Origin of the sequence: Oerskovia sp. NPDC060338 (assembly GCF_042726295.1) — a bacterium.
Lineage (GTDB): Bacteria > Actinomycetota > Actinomycetes > Actinomycetales > Cellulomonadaceae > Oerskovia > Oerskovia merdavium.
On sequence record NZ_JBHXCQ010000001.1, the window covers coordinates 91768 to 116950 of the forward strand.

At 72.3% G+C, this 25183-nt stretch carries 20 protein-coding genes; 10 read left to right on the forward strand and 10 right to left on the reverse strand.

Going from position 1 to position 25183, the window contains the following annotated elements:
* Positions 1–49: 49 nt before the first annotated feature.
* The 3 genes from ACFWGN_RS00430 to dnaK form a co-directional block, all read right to left on the reverse strand.
* A complete protein-coding gene (locus ACFWGN_RS00430) occupies positions 50–1060 on the reverse strand; it encodes a DnaJ C-terminal domain-containing protein (protein ID WP_377615194.1) in 1011 nt (336 codons plus the stop codon).
* A gap of 237 nt (positions 1061–1297) precedes the next feature.
* Positions 1298–1927, reverse strand: a complete 630-nt coding sequence (grpE, locus tag ACFWGN_RS00435; RefSeq protein WP_377615195.1) for a nucleotide exchange factor GrpE — start codon at positions 1925–1927, stop codon at positions 1298–1300.
* On the reverse strand, positions 1924–3804 hold the full coding sequence (dnaK, locus tag ACFWGN_RS00440) for a molecular chaperone DnaK (RefSeq protein WP_377615196.1): 1881 nt from the start codon (positions 3802–3804) through the stop codon (positions 1924–1926). The genes grpE and dnaK overlap by 4 nt, the downstream gene beginning before the upstream one ends.
* Before the next feature lie 433 nt (positions 3805–4237).
* Between dnaK and ACFWGN_RS00445 the strand changes: the two genes are divergently transcribed.
* Positions 4238–5143, forward strand: a complete 906-nt coding sequence (locus ACFWGN_RS00445) for a phosphotransferase (RefSeq protein ID WP_377615197.1) — start codon at positions 4238–4240, stop codon at positions 5141–5143.
* A 464-nt stretch (positions 5144–5607) separates the two neighbouring features.
* On the opposite strand, the gene ACFWGN_RS00450 is transcribed toward ACFWGN_RS00445, so the two are convergent.
* Both ACFWGN_RS00450 and ACFWGN_RS00455 read right to left on the reverse strand, forming a co-directional pair.
* Positions 5608–6534 carry a cold-shock protein gene (locus ACFWGN_RS00450; protein ID WP_377615448.1) on the reverse strand — a complete coding sequence of 309 codons (927 nt, stop codon included), beginning with the start codon at positions 6532–6534 and terminating at the stop codon, positions 5608–5610.
* A 206-nt stretch (positions 6535–6740) separates the two neighbouring features.
* Positions 6741–7271: an NUDIX domain-containing protein gene (locus tag ACFWGN_RS00455; RefSeq protein WP_377615198.1), complete on the reverse strand. Its 531-nt coding sequence runs from the start codon at positions 7269–7271 to the stop codon at positions 6741–6743.
* Between the two features lie 109 nt (positions 7272–7380).
* On the opposite strand from ACFWGN_RS00455, the gene ACFWGN_RS00460 reads away from it, so the two are divergent.
* The gene (locus ACFWGN_RS00460; RefSeq protein ID WP_377615199.1) at positions 7381–7632 is read left to right on the forward strand and encodes a hypothetical protein; all 252 of its coding nucleotides are present in this window, start codon (positions 7381–7383) and stop codon (positions 7630–7632) included.
* Positions 7633–7833: 201 nt separating this feature from the next.
* On the opposite strand, the gene ACFWGN_RS00465 is transcribed toward ACFWGN_RS00460, so the two are convergent.
* The gene (locus tag ACFWGN_RS00465; RefSeq protein WP_377615200.1) at positions 7834–8448 is read right to left on the reverse strand and encodes a phosphotransferase; all 615 of its coding nucleotides are present in this window, start codon (positions 8446–8448) and stop codon (positions 7834–7836) included.
* A 147-nt stretch (positions 8449–8595) separates the two neighbouring features.
* Here ACFWGN_RS00465 and ACFWGN_RS00470 point away from each other — a divergent pair, with 147 nt between their 5' ends.
* Entirely contained in the window at positions 8596–9318 is a 723-nt protein-coding gene (locus tag ACFWGN_RS00470; RefSeq protein ID WP_377615201.1) for a phosphatase PAP2 family protein, read from the forward strand.
* Positions 9319–9459: 141 nt separating this feature from the next.
* Here the strand turns inward: ACFWGN_RS00470 and ACFWGN_RS00475 are convergent, their stop codons facing one another.
* Together ACFWGN_RS00475 and ACFWGN_RS00480 are read right to left on the reverse strand one after the other, a co-directional pair.
* On the reverse strand, positions 9460–9759 hold the full coding sequence (locus ACFWGN_RS00475; RefSeq protein WP_377615202.1) for a DUF1330 domain-containing protein: 300 nt from the start codon (positions 9757–9759) through the stop codon (positions 9460–9462).
* Between the two features lie 32 nt (positions 9760–9791).
* Positions 9792–10475, reverse strand: a complete 684-nt coding sequence (locus tag ACFWGN_RS00480; RefSeq protein WP_377615203.1) for a TMEM175 family protein — start codon at positions 10473–10475, stop codon at positions 9792–9794.
* A 142-nt stretch (positions 10476–10617) separates the two neighbouring features.
* Between ACFWGN_RS00480 and ACFWGN_RS00485 the strand changes: the two genes are divergently transcribed.
* The 4 genes from ACFWGN_RS00485 to ACFWGN_RS00500 all read left to right on the forward strand — a co-directional run bounded on the left by ACFWGN_RS00485 (position 10618) and on the right by ACFWGN_RS00500 (position 19765).
* Positions 10618–12867: a transglycosylase domain-containing protein gene (locus ACFWGN_RS00485; protein ID WP_377615204.1), complete on the forward strand. Its 2250-nt coding sequence runs from the start codon at positions 10618–10620 to the stop codon at positions 12865–12867.
* 221 nt (positions 12868–13088) lie between these two features.
* Positions 13089–13910: an ABC transporter ATP-binding protein gene (locus tag ACFWGN_RS00490; protein WP_377615205.1), complete on the forward strand. Its 822-nt coding sequence runs from the start codon at positions 13089–13091 to the stop codon at positions 13908–13910.
* Positions 13910–16504 carry an ABC transporter permease gene (locus tag ACFWGN_RS00495; RefSeq protein ID WP_377615206.1) on the forward strand — a complete coding sequence of 865 codons (2595 nt, stop codon included), beginning with the start codon at positions 13910–13912 and terminating at the stop codon, positions 16502–16504. Before ACFWGN_RS00490 ends, ACFWGN_RS00495 begins: the two co-directional genes overlap by 1 nt.
* Before the next feature lie 453 nt (positions 16505–16957).
* The gene (locus tag ACFWGN_RS00500) at positions 16958–19765 is read left to right on the forward strand and encodes an AAA family ATPase (RefSeq protein ID WP_377615207.1); all 2808 of its coding nucleotides are present in this window, start codon (positions 16958–16960) and stop codon (positions 19763–19765) included.
* A gap of 43 nt (positions 19766–19808) precedes the next feature.
* On the opposite strand, the gene ACFWGN_RS00505 is transcribed toward ACFWGN_RS00500, so the two are convergent.
* Positions 19809–20654, reverse strand: coding sequence for an alpha/beta hydrolase (locus ACFWGN_RS00505; protein ID WP_377615208.1), 846 nt, complete (start codon positions 20652–20654; stop codon positions 19809–19811).
* A 237-nt stretch (positions 20655–20891) separates the two neighbouring features.
* Between ACFWGN_RS00505 and ACFWGN_RS00510 the strand changes: the two genes are divergently transcribed.
* From ACFWGN_RS00510 to ACFWGN_RS00520, 3 genes are all read left to right on the forward strand, one after another.
* Positions 20892–22952, forward strand: coding sequence for a glycosyl hydrolase family 28-related protein (locus tag ACFWGN_RS00510; protein WP_377615209.1), 2061 nt, complete (start codon positions 20892–20894; stop codon positions 22950–22952).
* Positions 22953–23079: 127 nt separating this feature from the next.
* Positions 23080–23979, forward strand: a complete 900-nt coding sequence (locus tag ACFWGN_RS00515) for a hypothetical protein (RefSeq protein ID WP_377615210.1) — start codon at positions 23080–23082, stop codon at positions 23977–23979.
* Positions 23976–24368, forward strand: coding sequence for a GntR family transcriptional regulator (locus ACFWGN_RS00520; protein WP_377615211.1), 393 nt, complete (start codon positions 23976–23978; stop codon positions 24366–24368). The genes ACFWGN_RS00515 and ACFWGN_RS00520 overlap by 4 nt, the downstream gene beginning before the upstream one ends.
* 56 nt (positions 24369–24424) lie before the next feature.
* Here the strand turns inward: ACFWGN_RS00520 and ACFWGN_RS00525 are convergent, their stop codons facing one another.
* Positions 24425–24991 (reverse strand): flavodoxin family protein, encoded by a 567-nt coding sequence (locus tag ACFWGN_RS00525; RefSeq protein ID WP_191802791.1) that lies wholly within the window; start codon positions 24989–24991, stop codon positions 24425–24427.
* Positions 24992–25183: the final 192 nt, after the last annotated feature.

Consider the following 25183-nt stretch of genomic DNA (forward strand, 5'->3'; position numbering starts at 1 on the left):
TGGGACGGGCGCGACGAGGCCTCGCGGGCCTCGTCGCGCCCGGTTCCTGCTACTCCGCGGCGCGTCCGAACAGGTCGGAGCGCACGTCGTTCTCGCCGTCGGTCGCCGCCGCGAGCTGCTCGACCGCTTCCTTGGCGGCCTTCGTGAGCTTCTGCGGCACGACGACCTGGATCGTGACGAGCAGGTCACCGGTGGCCTTGGCTGTCTTGACGCCCTTGCCCTTGACGCGCAGCGTGCGACCGGACGGCGTGCCTGCGGGGACCTTGACCTTGACGGGCTTGCCGTCGAGCGTCGGGACCTCGATGGTCGCGCCGAGCGCGGCCTCGGCGAACGTCACGGGGACCGTGAGCCGCAGGTTGTGCTTGTCGTCGACCGAGAACACGGGGTGCGGCGTGACGTGCACCGTGATGACCAGGTCGCCGGGCGCTCCGCCCGCGACGCCCGGGCGACCCTTGCCGCGCAGGCGGATCTTCTGGCCGTCGCGCACCCCGGCCGGGATGCGGGCCGTGACGGTGCGTCCTTCGGTCGAGACGGTGACGGTCGCGCCCTCGACGGCGGGCCGGAACCCGAGCGTCGCGGACGAGTGCACGTCGGCCCCGTCCTGCGGCCGGACCGCGTTGGGGCGGAAGCCCGTCTGGGCTCCTCCGCCGCCGAACATCGACCCGAGGATGTCCTCGAAGCCTCCGCCTCCGCCGGTCTGCGTGGAGTACCGCACGCGGCCTCCGCCGCCACCACCACCGCCGAACATGCCGCCGAAGATGTCCTCGAATCCTCCGGCCCCGCCGGCGGGCCCGCCGGCTCCTGCGGAGAAGCGGGCGCCCCCGCCGGCCATGGCACGGATCGCGTCGTACTGCTGGCGCTGCTCGGCGTCGGAGAGGACCGCGTAGGCCTCGCCGATCTCCTTGAACTTCGCCTCGGCCTTGGCGTCACCCTGGTTCTGGTCGGGGTGGTAGGTACGGGCCAGCTTGCGGTACGCCTTCTTGATCGCGGCGTCGTCGGCATCCTTGGGGACGCCGAGCGCGGCGTAGAAGTCCTTCTCGATCCAGTCCTGACCGGTCAAGGCGCCTCCTCTCGTGGTGTCACCGGCCGGGGGCCGGTGGTCGTCTGATGGATGAAGTCTTGGTGTTCTTTCAGTCGTTCGCTCGTTCTGTCGTTCAGTGGTGCACCAGGTCCGGGGACCTGCTCTCCCGGCCTGCCCGACGGCGGAGCGCCACCTTCGCGCGGAAGGTGCGCTCCGTCGTCGGGCATCCGGGGACGTGGGCGCCCGGCCCCGGAGGACCGGGCGCCCACGACCGTCCTACTCCGGTCCGACGACCGAGACGCGCGCTGCGCGCACGACCTTCTCGCCGATCCGGTAGCCCGGCTCGATGACCATGTTGACCGTGGCCGACGTGGCCTCCGGGTCCACCTGGTGCATGAGCGCCTCGTGGACGTTCGGGTCGAACTCCTCGCCCACGACGCCGTACCGCTCGATGCCGAACTTCGCGAGGCTCGCGTCGAGCTTGTCGGAGATCGCGACGAACGGCCCGTCGAGCTCGCCGTGCTGGCGGGCCCGGTCGATGTCGTCGAGGACCGGCAGGAGCGCGCCCAGGACGTCCTCGACGCCCTTGACGCGCGCGGCCTCCTGGTCACGCAGCGACCGGTTGCGGTAGTTGGTGAAGCTGGCCCGCTCGCGCTGGAGGGCGTCGAGGTGAGCAGCCGCCTCGGACTGCGCAGCGAGGAGCGCTGCGTCGTCCCCGGCCTCGCCGGTGGGCTCGAAGTCGAGCCCCGCCAGCGGGTCCTGCTCGGCGTCGTCCCCGGCCGAGCCGGCCCCCTCGGGGGCAGCCTCCTTGGGCTGCCCCTCCGGGGTCACCTTGCGCTTGTCGGTGAAGTGGAAGGGCTGGTCCTCGGAGCCGAGCTCCTCGGGGCCCTGGGCGTCGCTCGTCACTTCTTGTCGTCCTCGTCCACGATCTCCGCGTCGACGATGTCCTCGTCGGGCGCGAACGGGGCGCCGGCGGCCGCAGCGGCGTCAGCGTCGGCAGCACCCTGGTTGCCCGCGGCCTGCTCCTGCTCGGCAGCGGCGTAGAGCGCCTCGCCGATCTTCTGGCTCGAGGCCAGGAGCTTCTCGTGGGCCGACTTCACGGCCTCCGCGTCGGTGCCCTCGAGCGCCGTCTTGACCGACGCGATGTCGGCCTCGACCTCGGTGACGACCTCAGCGGGGAGCTTCTCCTTGTTCTCCGCGACGAGCTTCTCGGTCGAGTACACGAACGCCTCGGCCTGGTTGCGGTTCTCCGCCTCCTCGCGACGCTTCTTGTCCTCGGCCGCGTGCTCCTCGGCCTCCTTGACCATGCGGTCGATGTCCTCCTTCGGCAGCGCGGAGCCACCGGTGATGGTCATCTTCTGCTCCTTGCCGGTGCCGCGGTCCTTGGCGCCGACGTGGACGATGCCGTTCGCGTCGATGTCGAAGGTGACCTCGATCTGCGGCAGGCCACGCGGTGCCGGCGCGATGCCCGTGAGCTCGAACGTGCCCAGCGGCTTGTTGTCGCGGGCGAACTCGCGCTCACCCTGGAAGACCTGGATCAGCACCGACGGCTGGTTGTCCTCGGCGGTCGAGAAGACCTCGCTGCGCTTGGTCGGGATGGCCGTGTTGCGCTCGATGAGCTTGGTCATCACGCCACCCTTGGTCTCGATGCCCAGGGACAGCGGGGTGACGTCGATCAGGAGGACGTCCTTGCGCTCACCCTTGATGACACCGGCCTGCAGCGCGGCACCGACGGCCACGACCTCGTCCGGGTTGACGCTCTTGTTGGGCTCCTTGCCGCCCGTGAGCTCCTTGACGACCTCGGTCACGGCGGGCATGCGGGTGGAACCACCCACGAGCACGATGTGGTCGATGTCGTTGACCGAGATGCCGGCGTCGCGGATGACGGCGTGGAACGGCGCCTTGGTCCGGTCGATGAGGTCCTGCGTCATCTGCTGGAACTGAGCGCGCGTGAGCTTCTCGTCCAGGTGGATGGGGCCGTTCTCGCTCATCGAGAGGTACTGCATGGAGATGTTGGTGCTCGTCGCGGACGAGAGCTCCTTCTTCGCCTGCTCGGCAGCCTCACGCAGACGCTGGAGCGCGATCTTGTCCTTGGACAGGTCGACGCCCGAGCTGTTCTTCACCTGCGCGATGAGGTGCTCGACGATGCGGTTGTCCCAGTCGTCTCCACCGAGGCGGTTGTCGCCCGAGGTCGCGCGGACCTGGATGGTCGAGAAGTCGTCCTCGTCCTTGCCCACCTCGAGGAGGGAGACGTCGAACGTTCCACCACCGAGGTCGAAGACGAGGATGAGCTCGTCCTCCTTGCCCTTCTCCAGGCCGTAGGCCAGAGCGGCAGCGGTGGGCTCGTTGACGATACGCAGGACGTTGAGGCCCGCGATCTGCCCGGCGTCCTTGGTCGCCTGGCGCTCGGCGTCGTTGAAGTACGCCGGGACGGTGATGACCGCGTCGGTGACGGGCTCGCCCAGGTACTCCTCGGCGTCGCGCTTCAGCTTGCCGAGCACGCGCGCGGAGATCTCCTGCGCGCTGTACTTCTTGTCGTCGATCTCGACCGACCAGTCGGTGCCCATGTGGCGCTTGACCGACGTGATGGTGCGGTCGACGTTGGTGACCGCCTGACGCTTGGCGATCTCGCCGGCGAGGACCTCGCCGGTCTTCGAGAACGCGACGACCGACGGGGTCGTGCGAGCGCCCTCGGCGTTCGCGATGACGGTGGGCTCCCCACCCTCGAGGACGGCGACCACCGAGTTGGTGGTGCCCAGGTCGATTCCGACCGCTCGTGCCATGTTCGTGCCTCCGTTGTGTTGCTGTGTGCTGCTACGTGTGTGTCGTTCGATCGGCAGCCCGTGGCGGTTCCCTGCCCGACGGCGCGCGTGGCGCGCCCGTCGAGGCCTTCCCCTGCCCGGCGGGTGTCGCCACCCGGCCGCCGGTTGAGTCGTCCTCACTCAAGTTATGCCGGTCTGTGCCGCTGCGCAACCTGCAGGCCCGTGAACTTGAGTCCACTAGGCTCAACCTTGGGGTTGGGCGGGGTATTCCCGGAGGTGTGCGGGGGGTCGAGCCGATGCGGCGCCGGCGCTGTAGGTTTCCACCTATGGTGGCGAGTTTTCCATCAAGGTGTCGTGGTCGTGGCGAGCCTTTCCACCAACGTGTCGCAGCGCTACGATCCGGACTCCTAGCGGGCTGTGACGCAAGGTGGTCGAATCCACTAGGTTGCTCAGCATGACCGAGCTCGACGTCACCGCTGGCCTCATCCGCGACCTGCTGCGGGACCAGCACCCGGACCTGGCCGATCTGCCCCTCCGCGAGGTGGAAGGCGGCTGGGGCAACCAGATGTGGCGCCTCGGGGACGAGCTTGCCGTGCGCATCCAGCGTATGGATACCGGCCCCGATCACCAGCTCAAGGAGCGCCGGTGGCTGCCGCTGCTCGCCCCAAGTCTGCCGCTGCCAATCCCCGTCCCGGCGCGGAGTGGTGCGCCCTCCGAGCGATTCCCCAAGATTTGGACGGTCATGACGTGGGTGCCAGGCACGCCGCTTGACCACGGGTCGATCACACGCGGCGAGCACGCGGCCGAAAGCCTGGCGGCGTTCCTCCGGGCGCTGCATGTGCCAGCGCCCGCCGACGCACCGACTGAATCCGGCCGCGGTGCGCATCCCAAAGACTGCACGGACGGCTTCGACCACTTCTTCGACTCCGTTGACGCCGACGCGATCGGTTCCGACGCCGCCGACGTCCGGGCTGTCTGGGACGACGCGGTCGCGGCCGCCGCATGGGAGGGTCCGCCGGTGTGGGTGCACGGCGACCTGCATCCCGCGAACGTGGTCGTCTCGGACGGGACGCTAGCGGGCGTTGTCGACTTCGGTGACCTGTCCGTCGGCGACCCGGCGTCCGACCTGGCGGCCGCCTGGGTGTTGCTGCCGCCGGGCGCGGCCGCACGCTTCTTCGCGGCCTATGCGGAGGCTGACGAAGCGACGGTCCGGCGCGCCCGTGGGCTGGCCGCGCTGAAATGTCTCTTCCTGATGCTGATGGGCCAGAACGGGGACCGCGGCCTTCCTGGCGGCAAGCCTGCATGGGGTCCAGCGGGACGGGCGGCTCTCGACCGGGTCCTGAGCGAGCGTCTGACCTGACCTCACGGCGGGGCGTGTCTCCCAACTCCGTTCAGAGTTGGGAGACCCGCCCTAGGGTACGAGCAAGCCCCGAAACCTACCGGTCGGCGGGATTCTCCGAGGAACCCGCCACCTTGGTGAGAATTCATCCACGACACGCCAATGCGAACCTCCAGGTCACAGGCCCGCACAACCGACAAGTTCGGCGGGAACCTACAGGCGCCGTCATCTGCTCGGCGCGCCGCCGGGAGGCCCCTCGTCATCGGGTCGATGCGCCGCGCGCGCACTCCCGTACGGACGAGGAGGCGAGATCAGCACGTTCGTGGGTCGGTTCCGGACCAGATGCGGGCCGCGTGCCGCACACAGCGAAGCCCCGGGCGCGTCCTCGCGCCCGGGGCTGTGTGTCGCTGACGCTCGTTCCCGAGGTGGCCGGACCGGCTCACCTCGAGCCGCTCACGCCTCCGCCCGGGATGCCGTCTTCTTGCTCAGGCCAGCTCGACGGCGTCGGCCTGCGGCCCCCGGTCGCTCTGGCGCACCTTGTAGCGGACCCGGTCGCCCTCCTCCAGGACCTCGTCTCCTCGCACGACCGACACGTGCACGAACAGGTCCAGGCCCCCGTCGTCAGGGGTGATGAAGCCGAAGCCGCGCTCCTCGTCGTAGCGAGCGACCGTGCCCTCGCCTCCGCGCACGGGCCCGCCGGACGCTCCCGGACGGCCCGACCGACCGCGGTCCGATGCCGCGTACGCACCGGAGCCGCGTGCGAGCTGCACATTGCGGGCGTTCGGCCCCTTGTCGCCGTCGACGACGTCGTACGTCACACGATCGCCCTCGGAGAGCTCGGTCAGTCCCGAGCCGAGCGCGCTGACGTGGACGAAGACGTCGCCGCCCCCCGAGTCGGGTGCGACGAACCCGAAGCCCTTGACCTCGTCGTACCAGGACACGGTGCCGTCGGCGCCGTCCGACGCGGGCCGCGCGGCCTCGGCCGCGAGCGGCAGCAGGTGGTCCGCCTGCGGCCCCTTCTCCCCGTCGACGACGAGGAACGCCACCCGCTGCCCCTCCGAGATCACTCCGCCACCGACGATGGCCGAGCTGTGCACGAAGATCTCGGCGCCGCCGCCGTCGGGCGTGACGAAGCCGTAGCCCTTGGTCGGCTCGTACCAGGTGACGGTGCCCAGCACGCCCAGGGGCGCGTCTGCAGCCCGGTCGCCGGTGACACGCACGCGGCGCGCCTGCGGGCCACGGTCGCCCTCACCCATCTCGAACTCGACGATCTGCCCCTCCCGGAGCAGCCTCGTTCCGTCGTCTCCGACGATCTCTGACGCGTGCACGAACAGGTCCTCGGCGTCGTTCCCGAGGTCGATGAAGCCGAACCCTCGGTCGGCGTCGAACCATCGGACAGTTCCCTGGGGCACTGGGGACTCCTCTATCTCGGCAGACATTGCTGTCTCCTATTGTCCCCCCGGTCGGGACCGCCGACCGTTGGGTTCCTTGACCCTCGACCCGGTCGAGGCACGAACGTGCGGCCATGGCTACGACCGACACACCACCGCGCCCCTCCCCCGATCCCCTGCACCACCGACGGGCGTGTGGACCGGTCGTGCCTCGGCGGTCTGGCGGCTCACCCTCGGCCTGCCACCTCCGCGACGACCCGCGTGAGCTCCGGCCAGAGCGGAGCGAAGCTCCCGACCCAGGGCGCAGGCATCCCTCCTGCGGCGCGCTGCGCCTCGACCTCGGCCCAGCTGACCCACGCGGCGTCGTCGACCTCGGCCGGGTCGAGGACCAGCCGCGGGCGACCGGGCACGGCCGCGACGTAGACGTCGAGGAACGCCGTGGGCAGCGGTCCCCTGCCCACCCGCGTGAGGGCCTCGCCGTCGATCACGAGCCCCGTCTCCTCGCGCACCTCGCGCACGGCCGCCTGAGCGCCGGTCTCGCCCGCGAGCACGCTGCCGCCGGGGATCTCCCACGCGAACGGAAAGGTCTTGGTCGCGGCGCGACGTGTGAGCAGGACCAGGCCGTCGGACCGGACGACGCACGTCGCCACCATGAGGTGGAAGCGGCCCAGGGGCCATCCCGGGTCGCTTCGGCGGTGCACCTCCCCGGTGGGACTGCCCTGGTCGTCGAGCAGGTCCCACGTCTCTGCGTCAGCCATCCACGCATCCTCGCAGCGGCGCGGGCCGCACTCCAGACCTCCCCGACGGCGGATCTCGCTGTTGCGCTACGGTTCCGGCAGCTGCCGGTTCGAGCGAGGAGAAGACGACATGGCTCCAGGTCTGCGACGGGGCGTCCTCGTCCTGTGCTGGCTCGCGATCGTCGGCGGAGCGCTGCTGTTCGCCGCGGGTGCCTACACGGGCTACGTCGAGGGCGTCGCCGCGGACGAGGGGCACACCGTCGGCCGCCTGATGCCTGCGGAGGTAGCGGCGTTCGTGCTCGGGCCAGTCCTGACGATCGCGGGTGTCGCTGTCGTGGCGGCCCTGCACCGCTCGGGTGCGGAAACCACCGGCACGCACTGACGGCCACCCGAACCGAGGGTGCGGCTACCGCCCCTGCGCCGCCAGGTCGAGCACCCGCTCCACGGTCGCCGCGTACACCTCGTCGGTGTCCATCAGGAGTCCGTTGAACCAGTCCGTCGCGATCCGGAACGCCAGCGCGCGCACGAGGTGCTGGGCGAAGCCCTCCCCCGGGTCGATCGTCTCGAGGAGAGACAGCGGCGCTCACTCGAAGCAGACCGCGTCGACGGCGACGATCGCCACCGAGTACCGCACGGGCCGCCAGTAGAGCGTCAGGTCGATCACGGCGGGCGGCAGGCCGTCGGCGAACAGCACGTTGCCCGTGAGGTCGCCGTGGATGATCGTCGAGGGCTCGTCGACCACACGTCGGGCCGCGAGCAGCGCCGGGAGGTGCGGGACGTCGTCGGGCACCTCCACCACGTCCTCGCCCCAGGCGAGGCGGTCCGCACGAGCCCAGGCGTGCGTCCGCTCGTCGAGGAACGGGGGCCGCTCCGCGCTGTCGAACAGCTGCGCGAAGCAGTGCGCCACTCCCGCGACCTGCGCCCATCGCCCCGCGACGTGCTCGCCCTGCAGGACAGGGAACGCCGTCCAGTCGCCGACGACGAGCTCGCCCGTCCGGCTCCGCGCGGGCAGGCTCAGCCGGAGGTCGTCGCTGCCCGCCGGCGCGTGGCGCCGTAGCCAGGCGAGCTCGGCCGGGAGCACGTCGAGCGGCTTGAGCACCAGGTCGCCGGCGTGCCACGCGGCGCCCCGTCCGCCGTCGAGCCTCACTGGGGGGCCGACGGCGCCGAACGCGGCCAGGACCTCTCTCGGTGGCTGCACCGGACGACCCTACCCAGGAGCGGCCTGCGGGACGAGCGCTGCCCACCACCCACCGCCGCGTCGGCCGCCGCGGTCGCTCCCCCGCGCGAGTCGCCCGGTCTGCACGTAATGTCCGGTGACGCCCACGCGGCGACCCCAGGTCGTCGCGTGCCGACCACCGCTGGAGGCCCTGTGCACCCGTTCGTCCACCGCTACGAGCTCGACCCTTCTCGGCCGACCGGCCGCGAGGTCGCCCGCGACCTGGCCCTCCGGGCGTTCCTCCCCGGCGCCGTGCTGTGGCTCGCCGTCGTGGGGCTGGGGTTCCTCATCAAGGGTCCCCTCGAGAACCTGCGGGGCGAGGCCGGGGTCAACCAGGGCCTCGTCGACCTGCGGACCCCGTTCCTCGACACGGTCACCGAGCTCCTGTCCGCGATCGGGACGACCGAGTTCATCATCGGCGCCTGCGTGCTCGCGGTCGCCCTGATCTGGTGGCGCACACGGCAGTGGTGGTTCGCCCTGGTCCCCGCGCTCGCGGTGTCGCTGCAGGCCCTGGTCTTCCTGACGTCCTCGCTCGTCGTGGGCCGCTCACGCCCCGAGGTCGAGATGCTCGACCACGCCCCGCCCACCTCGAGCTTCCCGAGCGGTCACACGGGCGCCTCCACGGCCTTCTACCTCACGCTCGCACTGCTCGCGCAGCGCGTGCAGAACCCGGTGCTCCGGGTCGTGCTCACGGTCCTCGCGGTGCTCGTCCCGTTCGCGGTCGGCTTCGCGCGCCTGTACCGCGGCATGCACTCCCTGACGGACGTCCTCGCCGGCTTCGTCAACGGCATCGTGTGCGCAGTCCTCGCGTGGGGCTACCTGCGCCGCGGCACGTCGCGGGTCCGCGTCTGACGACGGCGGGGGCAGGCGTCGTGGACGGCCGTCGGTCACCGTCGACGACGCCCAGCGCCACCCCGGCGGTCCGGCCGGTCACCCTCGGCGCTCCGGCCAGCCACTCTCGGCGCGCGAGCCCGTCGCCCGCCGACCCGACCGTCAGCCGACGACCTGCTCCACGCGCACGATCTCGGTCCGGGCGACCGACCGGTCCCGCACGTCCGCGAGCGCCGCGCGGTCCGGGTCGGCCATGTACGCGGCGAGCGCGGCGTCGTCGGGCATCTCGATGACCTGCACCTCGGTGGGCCGGGACGCGTCCTCGCCGGGCACGCTCCGGACCCGCGACAGCACGCGGCCCCCGTGGCGCGGGACGAGCGCGAGGACCTCGTCCTCGTAGCGCGCGAGGGACTCGACGTGGCCGTCGACGGCCCAGAGCAGGACGCACAGCGTGAGTGGCACGGCGTCACGCTAGCGCGCTGGACGCCTGATCGTCAGTCCCGCCCGTCGGACCGTCCCGAGTCCTCCGGCACGTGGCTCGCACCCACCCCGTGACGTCGCCCCCCTGCCAACCGCGTGAGCGGTCCGGAGAGGAAGAGCAGGAACAGCCAGTACAGCCCGACGACGGGCGTGACGACGCTCAGCACGAGCGCGACGACGAGCAGGCCGATCGCGACGAACGCCCCGCGGGCGTCGAGCTGGCCGCGGACCTCGGCCCGCTGGAGCGAGGGGTCGCGGATCGCCAGGACCTCGATCAGTGCCAGGCTCCCGGTCGTCACGATCATGGTCCCGATGTACAGCGCGTTCACGCCCGCGGTGTCGGTGCCCTGGTCCGCGAGCAGCTGGGTCGTGAACGGGATGAACACGATGCTCGCGAGCCACAGGAAGTTGGCCCAGAGCATGCCCGACGAGTAGTCCTGCAGGTGCTCGAACACCCGGTGGTGGCCCGTCCAGAAGTTCGCGATCACGACGAAGCTGATGGCGAACGCGAGGAACGTCCCCCGCTCGTCCTCGAAGATCGTCCGGAGCTCGTGCTCCTTGCCGTCGGTCACCAGGTCGACGAGCGGCAGGACCAGGAGCGTGATGGCGATGGCCACCGCGGCGTCCGTGAAGTTGACGAGCCGGTCGAGGCCTCGGGGCGTGCGGGACGTGAGCATGTCGTCTCCCGGGTCGACCACCAGGCTATGGCGGCGGGACGAGGACCGCCTGGCGAGGATCGGGCCCGGCCGGGCCCGACCGGGCCGCACCACCCATGTCACGTCCAGGTCACGACCCGAGCGTCACCGAGCCGTGCAGCACCGCCGGACGTACAGTCGGCAGATGGGCCAGTCCACACGACCCCGCCAGCAGCCCCACGCCGTCAAGGCGCTCGCGCTCCTCCTGGCCTTCCTGCTCGTGTCGGCTGTGGGGGGAGTCCTCGCGGCCGGCCTGCTGCTGCCGCTCGCCGCCGGTGCGAGCGCGGTGAGCAAGGACGTCACGCAGCTGTTCGACGAGCTCCCCGACGACCTCAAGCCCGGTCCGCTGTCCGAGAAGTCGCGCGTCTTCGCGAACGACGGGACCACGCTCCTCGCGACCTTCTACACCGAGAACCGCATCGTGGTGCCGCTCGACCAGGTCTCGCAGCACATGAAGAACGCCGTGGTCGCGATCGAGGACAAGCGCTTCTACGAGCACGGCGGGCTCGACCCCGAGGGCGTGAGCCGTGCCGCGATCAACAACTTCACGGGTGGCGACACGCAGGGCGGGTCGAGCCTCACGCAGCAGTACGTGAAGAACGTGCTGATCGAGCAGGCCATGCGCGACGAGGACCCCATCGCGGTCCGCTCGGCACGTGACGACACGCTGGGGCGCAAGGCACGCGAGGCCAAGCTCGCGATCTCGCTCGAGACGGTCATGTCCAAGGACGAGATCCTGCAGGGCTATCTCAACATCGCGCAGTTCGGCATCCGGGTCTACGGCGTGGAGACCGCCTCGCTCCACTACTTCGGCAAGCACGCCTCCGAGCTGAGCATCGTCGAGGCCGCCACCATCGCCGGGGTGACGAACGCACCGACCAGGTACGACCCCGTGACCAACCCGGCCAGCTCCGAGACGCGCCGCAACCGGGTCCTCGACAGGATGCTCGAGCAGGAGTACATCACCCAGCAGGAGCACGACGAGGCCGTCGCGACCCCTCTGCCGGCCACGCTCAACGTCCAGCCCATCTCCGCCGGGTGCCAGACGGCCGGCGGGGCGGCGTTCTTCTGCGACTACGTCACCAAGGTCATCACGTCGGACCCGACGTTCGGCGAGACCAAGAAGGACCGTCAGGCCCTGCTCTACCGCGGCGGCCTCGACATCACCACGACGCTCGACCCCCGCCTGCAGACCGCTGCCGAGGCGAACATCACGGCCGCCGTCCCCGCCCTGGACCCGAGCGGCCTCGAGGACGCGCTCGTGACGGTCGAGCCCGGGACCGGGAAGATCCTCGCGATGGCCCAGAACCGGCCCTACGACGTCGCCCGCGAACCTGCCCCCGGGACCACGGCCATCAACTACTCCGCGGACCAGCTGCACGGTTCGTCCCGAGGCTTCTCTCCCGGTTCGACGTGGAAGGTGTTCACGCTCGCCGAGTGGTTGCGCTCGGGCCATACCCTCAACGACACGGTCAACGCGAACAAGCGGACGTTCGTGCCCAACAGGGACTTCCGCGCGTCGTGCGCCCGCCTGGACCGCATCCCGTGGTCGCCCGGGAACTCCGACGGGTCGACCGACCAGGGGTCGATCCCCGTCCTGCGCGCGACGTTCAACTCGGTCAACACCGCCTACGCCTCGATGGAGTCCCAGCTCGACCTGTGCGCGGTCCGGGACACCGCGTGGAACGCCGGGCTGCGGCCGTCGATCACGTCCGAGCTGACGGGCGACGCGTCCTCGATCCACGTCATGCCGACCATGACGATCGGCACCCAGAACTCCTCCCCGCTGCAGATGGCCGCGGCGTACGCGACGTTCGCGAGCGGCGGCACGTACTGCGCCCCGATCGCGATCACGCGCGTCGTCGGAGCCGACGGTGCGGACCTCCCGGTCCCGTCGGCGAACTGCACCCCGAACGCGGTCGACCCACGGATCGCGAACACCGTGACCTTCGCGCTCGAGAACGTCATGACCCAGGGGACGGCCAAGAAGTCCCAGCTCTCCCGCCCGAGCGCGGGCAAGTCGGGGACCGCGAACAACAACAACCACACCTGGTTCATCGGGTACACGCCCCAGCTCGTCACGGCCGTGTGGATCGGCAACGCCGAGAACGACGTCTCCATGAGCTACATGCGCATCAACGGCCGCTACGAGAAGCGGTGGTACGGCTCGACGCTCGCGGCACCGACGTGGCGGTCCTTCATGGAGACCGCGCTCGAGGGCACGCCGGTGATCGGCTTCCCGGGACCCGACCCCGCGATGGTGGGACAGGCGCCGGCCCCTCAGCCTCCCAAGAAGACCCCCAGGGACGACGCTCCGGACCCCGCTCCGGCCGACCCTGCTCCCCCGGCCGACCCCGCCCCTCCCGCGGACCCGGCTCCCCCCGCCACCCCCTAGCCCTCGGCCGAACCTCGGCCGCCGGGCCTCGACCGGACCCGGGTTCAGGCAACTCTCAGGGTCCTTCTCAGGGGCATCCCCGATGCCCGGCCCGGGCCGTGCGCGCCACCATGGTGCCAGCGGCCCGGAGGGGCGAGCGTGAGCAGGGCTCGGTGCCCCGTCGACCCGCTCCGTCAGGGGCGCTGCACAGCCCAGCGCACCCTCCCAGAGACGAGTCCGCCATGTCCTCCCCGTCCCGCACGACGACGTCCCCCACGCTCCCTTCCGGTGCGGTCGGCACCTTCGAGCACGACGCCACGACCACGCAGGCCATCGCGTCGGCCCGCGGCCTGGTCAAGACCTACGGCCAGGGCCCGACGGCCGTCCACGCGCTCGCGGGCGTCGACGTCGACTTCGGGCGTGGTCGGTTCACCGCGATCATGGGCCCCTCGGGCTCGGGCAAGTCGACGCTCATGCACTGCATGGCGGGCCTCGACTCCCCGACGGCCGGCACGGTCGTGGTCGACGACCTCGTGGTCTCGGGCATGAACCAGCGTCAGCTCACGAAGCTGCGCCGCACCCAGCTCGGCTTCGTCTTCCAGTCGTTCAACCTGGTCCCGACGCTCACGGCCGAGGAGAACATCACGCTGCCGCTCGACATCGCGCGCCGGCCCGTGGACCGGGCGTACCTCGCGAAGGTGGTCGACGCCGTCGGGCTCACGGACCGTCTCACGCATCGCCCGAGCGAGCTGTCCGGTGGCCAGCAGCAGCGTGTCGCGTGCGCGCGCGCCCTGGTCTCCCGTCCTGCGGTCGTGTTCGCGGACGAGCCCACGGGCAACCTGGACTCGACGTCCTCGCGCGAGGTCCTGACGTTCCTGCGCGAGTCGGTCGACGACCTGGGCCAGTCGGTCGTCATGGTCACGCACGACCCCGTCGCCGCGAGCTACGCGCACCGCGTCCTGTTCCTCGCGGACGGCCGGATCGTCGACGAGATCACCGACCCCACGCCCGACTCGGTCCTCGAGGTCCTGGGCTCCCTCACGCGCAAGAAGGCGGCCGCCTGATGCTGCGCGTCGCCCTGCGCAACGTCCGCGCGCACCTCGTGCGCCTCGGGCTGTCCATCCTCGCGGTCGTGCTCGGCGTCTCGTTCGTGGCGGGCACCTTCTCGCTGCGCGAGATGCTCTCCTCGACGTTCGACGGGATCGTCGACGCCGGGTCCTCGTCCGACGTGTACCTGCGCGGCGGCGAGGACTCCGCGGCGCTCACGCAGGAGAACGCGAGCGCGGGAGCCGTCCGCACCACGATCCCGGCGGACCTCGCGGACACGGTCCAGGGGATCGACGGCGTCGCGCACGTCTTCGCCGACTACACCGGTCCGTTGGTGCTCGTCGGTGCGGACGGCACCCCGCCGCCCACCACGGGCGCGCCGACGTTCGGCCTCGCGTGGCGAGCCGCCGACCCCTCGACGCCGATCGCGGAGGGTGCGGCGCCGTCGGGCCCCGGAGAGTTCCTGCTCGAGGCCGGCACGGCCGAGGCCAGCGGGCTCACGGTCGGCGGCACGACGACGCTCGTCGTCGCGGGGCAGGTCACCGAGGCGACCCTGACGGGGATCGTCGACATGGGGGCCTCGATGGCCGGCGCGAGCATCGTGTTCTTCGACGAGCCCACGGCCGCGGCGGCTTTCGCGCCCGACGGCACGGTCTCGACGATCTCGGTCCTGGCCGAGGACGGCGTGGGCGAGCAGGAGCTCGCCGACCGGATCACGGCCGCGCTCGACAGCTCTGCGGACGCCGCCACCGGCACCTCGCCCGTCGAGGTGGTCACGGGCGAGTCCGTACGCGACGAGGCCCGCGAGGACATCGCGTCCCAGCTCGGGTTCATCGAGACGTTCCTGCTGGTCTTCGCGGGGATCTCGTTGTTCGTCGGCGGGTTCATCATCGCCAACACGTTCGCGATGACGGTGCGGCAGCGGCAGCGCGAGCTCGCGCTGCTGCGCGCCGTGGGGGCCTCCCCGCTCCAGGTGTTCGCCTCGATCCTGGTCCAGGCCGCGGTCATCGGGGCGCTCGGCGGTGCGCTCGGGGTGCTCGGTGGCCTGGGGCTCGTCACGGCGCTCAAGGCCATGTTCGGGTCGATGGGCATGGAGCTCGCGGGCGACATCCCGCTCGACGCGACGACCGTCGTGGTCTCGCTCGTGCTGGGCGTGGTCGTCTCGGTCGCGTCGGCGGCGCTTCCTGCCCGACGCGCGGCGCTCGTCCCCCCGGTCGAGGCCATGCGCGACGACTCCCCCGCCCAGGCCGGGTCGCTCCGCGTCCGGGGCATCGCGGGCGCGGTCGTCGCCGGGGCGGGCGTCGGAGCGGTGGTCGTCGCGGTCGTCCAGGCCGCGGCCGACGAGAACGCGGGTACGGGGCCCCTCCTCGGCCTCGGGGCCGTCGGGGTGGTCGTGGGGACGCTCCTGCTGGCCCCCGTCGTCGCGCGCGGCGTCTTGCACGTCATGTCCGCGCCGTTCGTCGCGTTCGCCAAGCCCCTCGGGACGCTCGCGCGCGGCAACGTGACGCGCAACCCCCGCCGCACCGCGAGCACGGCGAGCGCCCTCATGATCGGCATGTCGCTCGTCGGTGCGGCCTCGGTCCTGGCCGTGTCGATGCAGGCGTCGATGAAGTCCATCGTGGCCGACGAGTCGTTGGCCGACCTGGTCGTCGAGTCCGCGACGGGCACGGTCCCCTCGGGCGCGGTGAGCGACATCGCGGCGCTGCCCGAGGTCGGCGCGGCCGACTCGTTGACGGCCGACCAGTACTTCGTCGGGCGCTCCTCGGGGGACGGGGCCGACGCGTCACCGCTGTTCGTCCTCGGGGTGGACCCTGGCGTGTTCGGCCGGACGTGGCAGACGGAGACGGTCGAGGGCAGCCTCGACACGCTCGCCGACGGACAGGTCAGCGTCCTCCAGGCGACCGCGACGGACGAGGGCTGGGCCCTGGGCGACGAGCTCACGCTCCGCACCCAGCGAGGCAGCGTGGACGTCACGATCGGGTCGATCTTCGACTCACCCGCCCTGGGCGTCCCGGTCGTCGTGCCCGACACGGTGTTCGCGGAGCTGTCGGCGGCCCCCGCGGAGATGTCGACCATGGTGCTCGTCAAGGCGGCCGACGGCGTGACCCAGGCCGAGCTCGACGCCGTGGTCACCGCGGCCGCCGAGCCGTACATGATCGTGTCGGTCATGGACGACGAGGAGTACGTCTCGGCGCTCGCGAGCCAGATCGACCAGATGCTCACGATCCTCTACGCCCTGCTGGGGCTGTCGATCGTCATCGCGGTGCTCGGCATCGTCAACACGTTGGCGCTGTCGGTGATCGAGCGGACGCGTGAGATCGGGCTCTTGCGGGCCGTGGGCCTGGGGCGGTCGCAGCTCGCCGGGACGATCGTCATCGAGTCGGTCCTCACGGCCGTGTTCGGGACGCTGCTGGGGCTCGCGGTCGGGGTGGGGCTCGCCGCGGCGATGCCGACCGTGTTCGCGAGCACGGGCTTCACCGCTCTCGCGATCCCGTGGGCCGGGCTCGGGACCATGGTGGGCGTCGCGGTGCTCGTCGGCGTCCTGGCCGCGGGGTGGCCCGCGCTGCGTGCGGCGCGGCTCCCGGTGCTCGACGCCGTGACGGTCGACTGACGGCGCCTGTCGGTCGGCGCCTGTCGGTCGATCGGCAGCCAGCGGTTGGCGGCTGGTTGGCCGGCGCACCAGTCACCGGTGATCGAAGTCCGCCCCCTCCCGGAGGCGGGTGTCCTTCTGCGTAGCCACCACAATTGTGGTGGCTACGCAGAAACACATCCGTCCCCCCGGGCCCCACGAGGCAGAGGGGCAGGGGCAGGGGGAAGAGGAGCCGGGCGCCCGTGGTCGCTCGCGAGGCGCACGGGCGGAACGTCGCCGTATCACCGTCGCCGTCACTCTCGCCGTCGCAATCATCGTCACCTTCTCGGCGCCCGGCCGCCGACTCGCGCAGAGCCCGTCGCCCCCTTCCCGGTGACGTAGCCCGCATCACCCGCTAGTGTCCCGCTGAGGGGCACCCCGACCCCCGCCGTGCCGTGGACAGAGCCCTCCGGCGGGGCTCGAGGGAAGTGGTGCGTGGCCGCCGTACCGGACGACGTGACCCTGCTGGGCCGCGAGCGTGAGAAGCAGGTCCTCGACGACCTGCTGGCCGCGGTGCGTCAAGGATCGAGCCGGGTGCTGGTCCTGCGCGGAGAGCCCGGCTCTGGTCGCACCGCCCTGCTCGACCATCTGGGCGCCGGCGCGCACGGCCTCGACGTCCTGCGCCTCACGGGGACCGAGACCGAGACGGACCTGCCCTTCGCCGCGGTCCAGCGCGCGCTCCTCCCCCTGGCCCCGCGCATCGCGGACCTCCCCGCTCCTCAGGCGGAGGCGCTCCGCACAGCTCTCGGGACGTCGTCGGGCCCCGCACCCGACCGGTTCCTCGTGAGCCTCGCCGTGCTGTCGCTCCTCGCCGCGCTGTCCGACGACGCCCCCGTCCTCGTCCTCGCCGACGACGCGCAGTGGCTCGACCGTGAGTCGCTCGACCTCCTCGCGTTCGTGGGCCGCAGGCTGCGCGCCGAGCGGGTGGCCCTGGTCCTCTCGGTCCGGACCGGCACCCCGGGGGCCGCAGCCGTGTCGGACCTGCCCACCGTCGACCTCGCCGGGCTCCCGCGGGACGCGGCGCTCTCGCTCCTGCGCTCCCAGGTGGGCACGGCCCTCGACCCCCAGGTCGCCGACTCGATCGTCGCCGCGACAGGTGGCAACCCGCTCGCGCTGCTCGACCTGAGCGGCGAGCTGAGCGCGTCGCAGCTCGCCGGAGGCGCGGTGCTCTCCGCCCCGCTCTCGGTCGGCAGCCACCTCGAGGAGCACTACCAGCGCCAGACGCGCTCGTACGCCCCCGCGACCCAGCGCTGGCTCCTCCTCGCAGCGGCCGAACCCGGAGGCGACGCAGCGTACGTCCGGGCAGCCGCCGAGGCCCTCGGACTACCCGCCGACGCCTCCGACCCGCCCGAGCACGACCGGCTCGTGACGGTCGAGGACCACGTCGCCTTCCGTCACCCGCTCGTGCGGTCGGCCGTCTACCGCGGCGCGACCGGCAGCGAGCGCCGCGCCGCCCATGCCGCGCTCGCGGCCGTGACGAACAGGCCCGCCGACGTCGACCAGCGAGCCTGGCACCTCTCGGCGGCTGCCCTCGGCCCGGACGAGGGCGTCGCCGCGGCACTGGTGCAGGGCGCCGAGCGCGCCCACGCCCGCGGTGGTTACGCGGCCCGGGCCGCCTTCCTCGCTCGCGCGGTCGAGCTCACCCCACCCGGTCCTGGGCGGGACGAACGCTCGGTGTCCGCCGCAGAGGCCGCGTCGCACGCGGGGTCGCCCGTCCGTGCGCTGGCTCTCCTGGACGGGGTGGACGAGCGCTCGCTCGCCCCGGCGGTCCTCGCGCGATGCCTCACCGCTCGGGCCGTCGCCCGCAAGTACTCCGGCGCGCCGTACGCCGCGGCCGAGAGCCCGGGCCTCTTCCTGCGCGCCGCACGCACGCTGCGCACCGCGGACCCGGCCGCCGCCCAGGACGCGCTGCTCACCGCGTTCGGCGAGATCCTCGGCGCCGAGCGGGCAGCGGGCGACGACACCCTCGCGGACCTCGCGCGGGAGGTCCGCGCCCAGCAGGTCACCGGTCTCGGCCGCCCGGCCGACGTGGCCTCGACCCTGCTGGACGCGCTCGCAGCCCTCGCGACGACCCCCGACGCGCGGTGCGTCCCGGCGCTGCGGACGGCCGTCGAGGCGATGCGAGCGCCCGGAACGGCATCGTCCGAGACGTTCGCGCGGCACGGCCTCCTGGCCGTCGCCGTGACCACGGCGCTGTGGGACGACGCCGCCCGCGACGAGCTCGTGCGCCAGGCCGGCGCCCAGACCCGGGCCGCCGGAGCGATCCCGGCCCTCGACTCGGCGCTGTGGGTGCTCGCGCTGTGCGAGACCGTCATGGGACGGCTCGACGCCGCCGACCATCTCCTCGCCGAGGTCCACGAGCTCCGTGAGGCCGTGGGGCTCAGCCCCGAGCAGGCCCGGATCTTCGTCAACGTCGAGCTGCTCGCGTGGCAGGGCCCCGACTCGCCCGCGCTGCGCGACCGGATCGACCAGGCGCAGGGGGCCGCGGACCGCCTGGGTCTGGGCGGGGCCGTGAGCCTGGCGCGGACCGCCCGCATGCTGCTCGACCTCGCTGCGGGCGACCACGCCGCCGCGTTCGACGCCGCGTCGACGATCGCCCGCGAGGGGTTCCTGCAGGTCGGGCTCCGGGTCCTGCCGGACCTCGTGGAGTCCGCACGACGCAGCGGTCACGACGACGCGGCCCACGCGGCGCTCGCCCGTCTCGCCGACGTGACCTCGGCGAGCGGGGCACCGTGGGGCCTGGGCGTGCTCGCCCGCTCGCGAGCCCTCCTCGCGCAGGACGGCGAGGCGGACGCCCACTTCCGCGACGCCGTCGGGCACCTGTCGCGGACGCGGGCGGTCGCCGACCTGGCGCGGGCCCACCTCCTGCACGGCGAGTGGCTGCGGCGACGGCGCCGTCGGCGCGAGGCCGCGGACGCCCTGGGCACCGCGCTCGACCTGTTCGAGCGCATGGGGGCCGAGCCGTTCGCGGCGCGCGCCCGCCGTGAGCTCGCGGCGGTCACGGGGCGTGCCCAGGCACCGCTCGACCGGCCCACGACGGGACTGACCGCGCAGGAGCAGTGCGTGGTCGAGCTCGCGGCCTCGGGCGCGACCAACGCCGAGATCGCGGCGCACCTGTTCATCAGCCCGCACACCGTGCACTACCACCTGCGCAAGGCGTTCCGGAAGCTCGGGGTCTCGTCCCGCCGGCAGCTCGCGCACGCGCTGCGCCCGCCCGACGCCGGAGCGACGGTCGGGCGGTAGACGTCGCCCCGTGCGGACGGGCGCCGCACGCGGAGGCCAGTGCTCAGGCGGGCTCCCCTGCCTCCTGGGGTGCGCGCGCGTGCGCGACGGCCCACTCGATGGCGGCGTCCGCGACGGCCTCCCAGCCGGGCTCGGCGCACGTCCAGTGCGACCGGCCCTCGAGGTCCAGCACCTCGGTCACGGCGGGCGAACGGTGGTACTTGTGGGCGTTCGACCGGTTCACCGACGCCGGCATGATGTGGTCCTCGCTGCCCGTGATGAACAGGAGCGGCGCGCGGTCCGCGTCGTAGTCGACCCACGTCTCCTGCTTGCCCGGCTTGTAGTTGGCGATGAGCCCGTAGGCCCACACCCAGCTCCCGGGGGCAGGGATGTGGTACCGGTCGTAGACCTCGCGGGACTCCTCGGCAGTGAGCGTGTTGGTGAACGCGTAGTGGAACTGCTCGGGCGTGAACCCCGCCGCACGGTGCGCCGTCGCCGGGTTCTTGAGGATGGGGAAGAGCGACTTGAACTGCGAGGGCGGGTTGAGGCGCACGCCCTCGGTCGGGGCCGCGTCGATCACGACGGCGGACGCCCCCAGGCCGCGGGCCAGCAGGAGCTGGGTCAGCGTGCCGCCGAACGAGTGGCCCATGATGATGGGCGGCCGGTCGAGGCCCTCGATGATCCCCGCGAGGTGGTCGACGGTCTCGGGGACCGTGAGCCTCGCGATGACGTCGGGGTCCTCGCGCAGCGCCTCGACCTCGATCTCGAAGCCGGGGTAGCCGGGCGCGAGCACGCGGAACCCCTTGGCCTCGTAGTACGGGATCCAGTGCTCCCAGCTGCGCGGCGTCATCCACAGACCGTGGACGAGGACCACGGTGTCGGGGGCGGTCGGAGGGGCGGTGTCGCTCATGGTGGTCTCCTGTGGCCGAGGGATCGTCCTCCCCACCTTCTGGGGCGTCGGGTGGTCGTGGCATCACCCGTCACGGGTAGTCACCACTCGGCGCACGCAAGAAATTGACAGAACTGCGAAAAGTTCTCACAGAACTCTTGCGCGGGTGAACGCCCGGCCATAGATTCGGCTCACCGTCAGGGCGATGACGCCCTGCACCGCGAAGGCACCGCCTTCCCGAGAGAAGTCGAGTCGACGATGACACGAACACCCCTCCGGCCCACCCCTCCCCACGGCGCACGAGGGCGGGCCCTGACCTCGCTCACCGCACTCGCGGTCGCGCTCGGCCTGGTCGTCGGCGCCGCGGCCGGCGCATCGGCCCACGGTCGCGACCCCCGACCGTCGAGCCCCGCCGCGACCCGCGCAGCGCTGGCCCCGGACCTCGTCGCGGGTCGCGGCGCGGACCTCGGCATCGTCGAGCAGGAGGCGGAGTCGGCCGTCACGAACGGCACCGTCCTCGCCCCCGACCGGACCGCCTACACGCTCGCGTCCGAGGCCTCGGGACGCTCGGGCGTCCGGCTCACGCCGGGCCAGCACGTCGAGTTCACGCTGCCGAAGGCCGCCAACGCGCTGACCGTGCGCTACGCGATCCCGGACGCGCCGGGCGGCGGCGGGATCACCGCGCCGCTCGCGGTGTCGATCGACCGGGGTCCGAGCCGGACCATGACACTCACGTCGCAGTACTCGTGGCTCTACAACCAGTACCCGTTCACGAACGACCCGGGCGCCGACCTGCTGCACCCCGACTGGTGGATCACCGAGTGCGCGTGCGTCCCGGCCGCCACCACACCAGCCCCCGAGATCGCCAAGCCGTTCCGCCCCACGCACTTCTACGACGAGCAGCGCCTGCTCCTGACGAGGACCTACCCGGCCGGATCGACCGTCCGCCTCACCGTCCCCGCCGGGAGCCAGGCCGCCTGGACCGTGATCGACCTGCTCGACTCGCAGGTCGTGGCACCTCCGAAGGTCACGCTGCGCGCCGCGAACGTGCTCGCGTTCGGCGCCGACCCGTTCGGTCGCCGCGACTCGGCCCCCGCGTTCGACAAGGCCATCGCGTTCGCGAAGAAGGCCGGAGTCCCCGTCTACGTCCCGCCGGGCACGTTCCAGGTCAACCGCCACATCATGGTCGACGACGTGACGATCCAGGGGGCAGGCAGCTGGTACACGATCGTCAAGGGTCGCGAGACGGCCCTGAGCACCCCCGCTCCCGACGGCTCGGTGCACACGGGCGTGGGGTTCTACGGCAAGGACGCAGCCGACGGCGGGAGCCGCGACGTCCACCTGTCCGGGTTCACGATCGAGGGCGACGTCCGCGAGCGCATCGACACCGACCAGGTGAACGGCGTGGGAGGGGCCCTGAGCGACTCGACGATCGACGGGCTCTACATCCACCGGACCAAGGTGGGGCTGTGGTTCGACGGCCCCATGGACAACCTGCGCGTCACGAACAACGTCATCACCGACCAGATCGCCGACGGTCTCAACTTCCACGGCGGCGTGACCGGCTCGGTCGTCTCGAACAACCTGGTCCGCAACACGGGCGACGACGGCCTGGCCATGTGGTCGGAGAAGCTCGCCAACGCGAACAACACGTTCGACCGGAACACGATCCAGTCCCCCACGCTCGCGAACGGGATCGCGGTCTACGGCGGCACCGACAACACCGTGTCGAGGAACCTGGTCGCCGACCCCGTCCGCGAGGGCAGCGCGCTCCACGTGGGGTCACGGTTCGGCGCCGAGCCCTTCACGGGCACCCTCCGGATCACGGACAACACGACCGTGCGGTCCGGGACGTACGAGCTCAACTGGAACATCGGGCTCGGTGCGATCTGGTTCTACGCGCTCGACCGCGACATCGACGCCGACGTCCAGGTCGTCGGCAACCACTTCCTCGACAGCACCTACAACGCGATCATGCTGGTGTCCGACTGGCCCGTGAAGGACCAGGTCGCGATCCGAGGCGTCCACTTCAAGGACACCCGGATCGACGGGACCGGCACCTCGGTCCTGAGCGCACGCGTCGCGGGCTCGGCGACGTTCGAGAACGTCGACGCCCGCAACGTCGGGGCCGTCGGCATCAACAACTGCGGCTCGTTCAACTTCCCCGCGACGGGCTCCGAGTTCACGGTGACCGACCTCGGCGGGAACGACGGGGGCGGGACCACCGGCCCCTGGCTCGCACCGTGGGAGCTGCCGAACACCATCACGTGCGACGACCGGCCCCAGGTCGTCGCTCCCCCGGCGCCCTCGACCTGGTGACGCTCGCGGGGTGCGCCGAGCCACGGGGCGAGGCGCACCCCGCGACGGCGACAGCGAGGAGCGGGCTGGACACCCCGGCACCAATGAGTCAATACTATGATTCATTGGTCCATCCGGAGGAGTGCCCATGTTCGGTCCGCCCGTCGCCGCCCTGGCTGCGCTCTGCGCCGTCTCGGCCGCGGTGCTGATCCTGGCCGGTTCGGTCCGCTCCCGTCGGCACCCGACCCGCAAGGTCCTCGACGCCGCCCTGACCCACGAGCGGACGACCTCGGCCGTCGCGGGCCTGCTCGCGCTGCTCGTGCTCGCCTACGCCCTCTCTCCTGCCGGCGCCGCGGACCTCACGAGCAGCACGCACACCCCCGGTCTGCTGCTCGCCGTCGCGCCGCCCGCCACGGCCGTGCTGCTCCTCGCCGTCCGCGCCGTGGGCGAGCTGACCTGGCCCCGCACCCAGGGTGCGGTGCGGACCGCGGCGCTCGCCCGACGCAGCGTCCGCTCCCTGGGCGAGTGGCGCCTGACCCTCTTCCTCGTGACCGTGGCGATCTCCGCCGTCGGGCTCGTGGTGTTCGGCCTGACCGCAGGCGAGGGCGGGCGCGCCGTCGACGCCCCGATCCAGGTCTCCCCCGACGGCTGGTCCACCGGGAGCTCGGGCCCCTACCCGGGCTGGCCCTACGGGGTGCCGCTCCTCGTCGCCCTGGCCGTCGTGACCGTCGCGACGCTGGGCGTCCTCAAGCTGGTCTCGCGCCGTGCGGTCGTGAGCGGCGCGACCCCCGCCGAGGACGACTCGCTGCGCCGCCTCAGCGCCGCGCACGTGCTCGCGGGCGTGCAGCTGCTCATCGGGCTGGGCACGGCCGCGGTCATGCTCCTCGCGTCGCTCGCGCTCTTCTCCGCGGACCGCAGCCCGGCCGCGTTCGTCGCGTTCGCGGTCGCCACGGCGATCGGGATCACGTCGGTCGTCGCAGGGCTCTCGGTGCTCGCCCGCCACCCTGCACCTGCCGCTCCTGCGGCACCCCTGCCGTCCGCCGCATGAAGACCCTCACGGTCGACCTCGAGGGCCCCGTCCCCGTCTACGAGCAGATCCGCAGCCAGGTCACCGCGCTGGTGTCCCTGGGGGCGCTGAGCCCGGGCGACCGCCTGCCCTCGTCCCGCGACCTCGCGCGCGACCTGGGGATCTCGGTCGGGACGGTCCAGCGCGCCTACCGCGAGCTCGAGGCGGCCGGCGCCGTCGTCTCCCGGCGGCGCACGGGAACCGTGGTCGCCGTCCCCGAGCACCGCACCTCGGAGGCCGACCAGCAGTCCTTCGCCGCGCTCGCGACAGAGCTGGTCGCCCACGGCCGCGCGCTCGGCATGGAGGACTCCGTGATCCTCGACGTCGTCACGGGCCTCCTCCAGCAACAGGACGGCCCCACCAGCGGCTGAGCCCGTCTTCCCCGGCCGGGCTCGGCTGCTGGTGGGGCCGTCCTGCACCCACGGTCTCAGACCGTGAGCGGCGCCTTCGCGCGCAACGCCGCAGCGATCGACTCGCCCCAGACGTAGGCCTGCTCCATGTGCCCGTCGACCAGCGGCCCCGCGGCGTCCTCGACGAGGAACGAGCGGAGCGGGACGAGCATCTCGTACCCCTTGCGCGTGATGATCCGGGCCGCGGCGCGTGACGCCGAGCTCGGGATCGCACGCCCCAGGGCCGTGCGGGTGTCGAACGTCGTGACCCAGCGCGGACCGGCACCCTCGGAGTGCTCGGGCAGCGCGACGCACCACTCGCGCAGCCCGACGTTGCGGGCGGGCACCGTGCCGCCCGAGCGCTGGACGGCCTCGGCCCGGGTCCCCGGCCGGCTCATCGACATGGAGTGCGTCGGACCGCCCGCGACCACGAGGTCGACGTCGTCGAGGAGCGAGGGGTCCGCCACGGCGTCCGCGACGTCGACGACCTTGACGGGAACACCCGTGGCCATGCCGGCGGCGATCTGGCGGGCGACCTTCTCACAGTTCCCGAACATCGACTCGTACACGACGGCAGCAGTCAGGTTCTCTCCACGGTTCGGCATGCTCCCAGCCTCCCGGCTGCGCGCCTCCCCGGGCCACGGACGACGGTCCCTGGGGTCAGGGACTTTCGTCCCCCGCCCGACGGCGGCGCTCGCCCGAGGCGGCCGGCGGACCTCTCCCGCGGCCGTGACGTCACGCCGGAGACCCGGTCCCGCCGACCTGCCGACGCGGCGCTTGTCCAAGATCGGACGTTC

Coding starts and splice junctions, on each gene's coding strand:
- dnaK (WP_377615196.1), bottom strand. CDS start 3,804: ATGGCACGAGCGGTCGGAATCGACCTGGGCACCACCAACTCGGTGGTC.
- ACFWGN_RS00445 (WP_377615197.1), top strand. CDS start 4,238: ATGACCGAGCTCGACGTCACCGCTGGCCTCATCCGCGACCTGCTGCGG.
- ACFWGN_RS00455 (WP_377615198.1), bottom strand. CDS start 7,271: ATGGCTGACGCAGAGACGTGGGACCTGCTCGACGACCAGGGCAGTCCC.
- ACFWGN_RS00460 (WP_377615199.1), top strand. CDS start 7,381: ATGGCTCCAGGTCTGCGACGGGGCGTCCTCGTCCTGTGCTGGCTCGCG.
- ACFWGN_RS00485 (WP_377615204.1), top strand. CDS start 10,618: ATGGGCCAGTCCACACGACCCCGCCAGCAGCCCCACGCCGTCAAGGCG.
- ACFWGN_RS00490 (WP_377615205.1), top strand. CDS start 13,089: ATGTCCTCCCCGTCCCGCACGACGACGTCCCCCACGCTCCCTTCCGGT.
- ACFWGN_RS00495 (WP_377615206.1), top strand. CDS start 13,910: ATGCTGCGCGTCGCCCTGCGCAACGTCCGCGCGCACCTCGTGCGCCTC.
- ACFWGN_RS00505 (WP_377615208.1), bottom strand. CDS start 20,654: ATGAGCGACACCGCCCCTCCGACCGCCCCCGACACCGTGGTCCTCGTC.
- ACFWGN_RS00510 (WP_377615209.1), top strand. CDS start 20,892: ATGACACGAACACCCCTCCGGCCCACCCCTCCCCACGGCGCACGAGGG.
- ACFWGN_RS00515 (WP_377615210.1), top strand. CDS start 23,080: ATGTTCGGTCCGCCCGTCGCCGCCCTGGCTGCGCTCTGCGCCGTCTCG.
- ACFWGN_RS00520 (WP_377615211.1), top strand. CDS start 23,976: ATGAAGACCCTCACGGTCGACCTCGAGGGCCCCGTCCCCGTCTACGAG.
- ACFWGN_RS00525 (WP_191802791.1), bottom strand. CDS start 24,991: ATGCCGAACCGTGGAGAGAACCTGACTGCTGCCGTCGTGTACGAGTCG.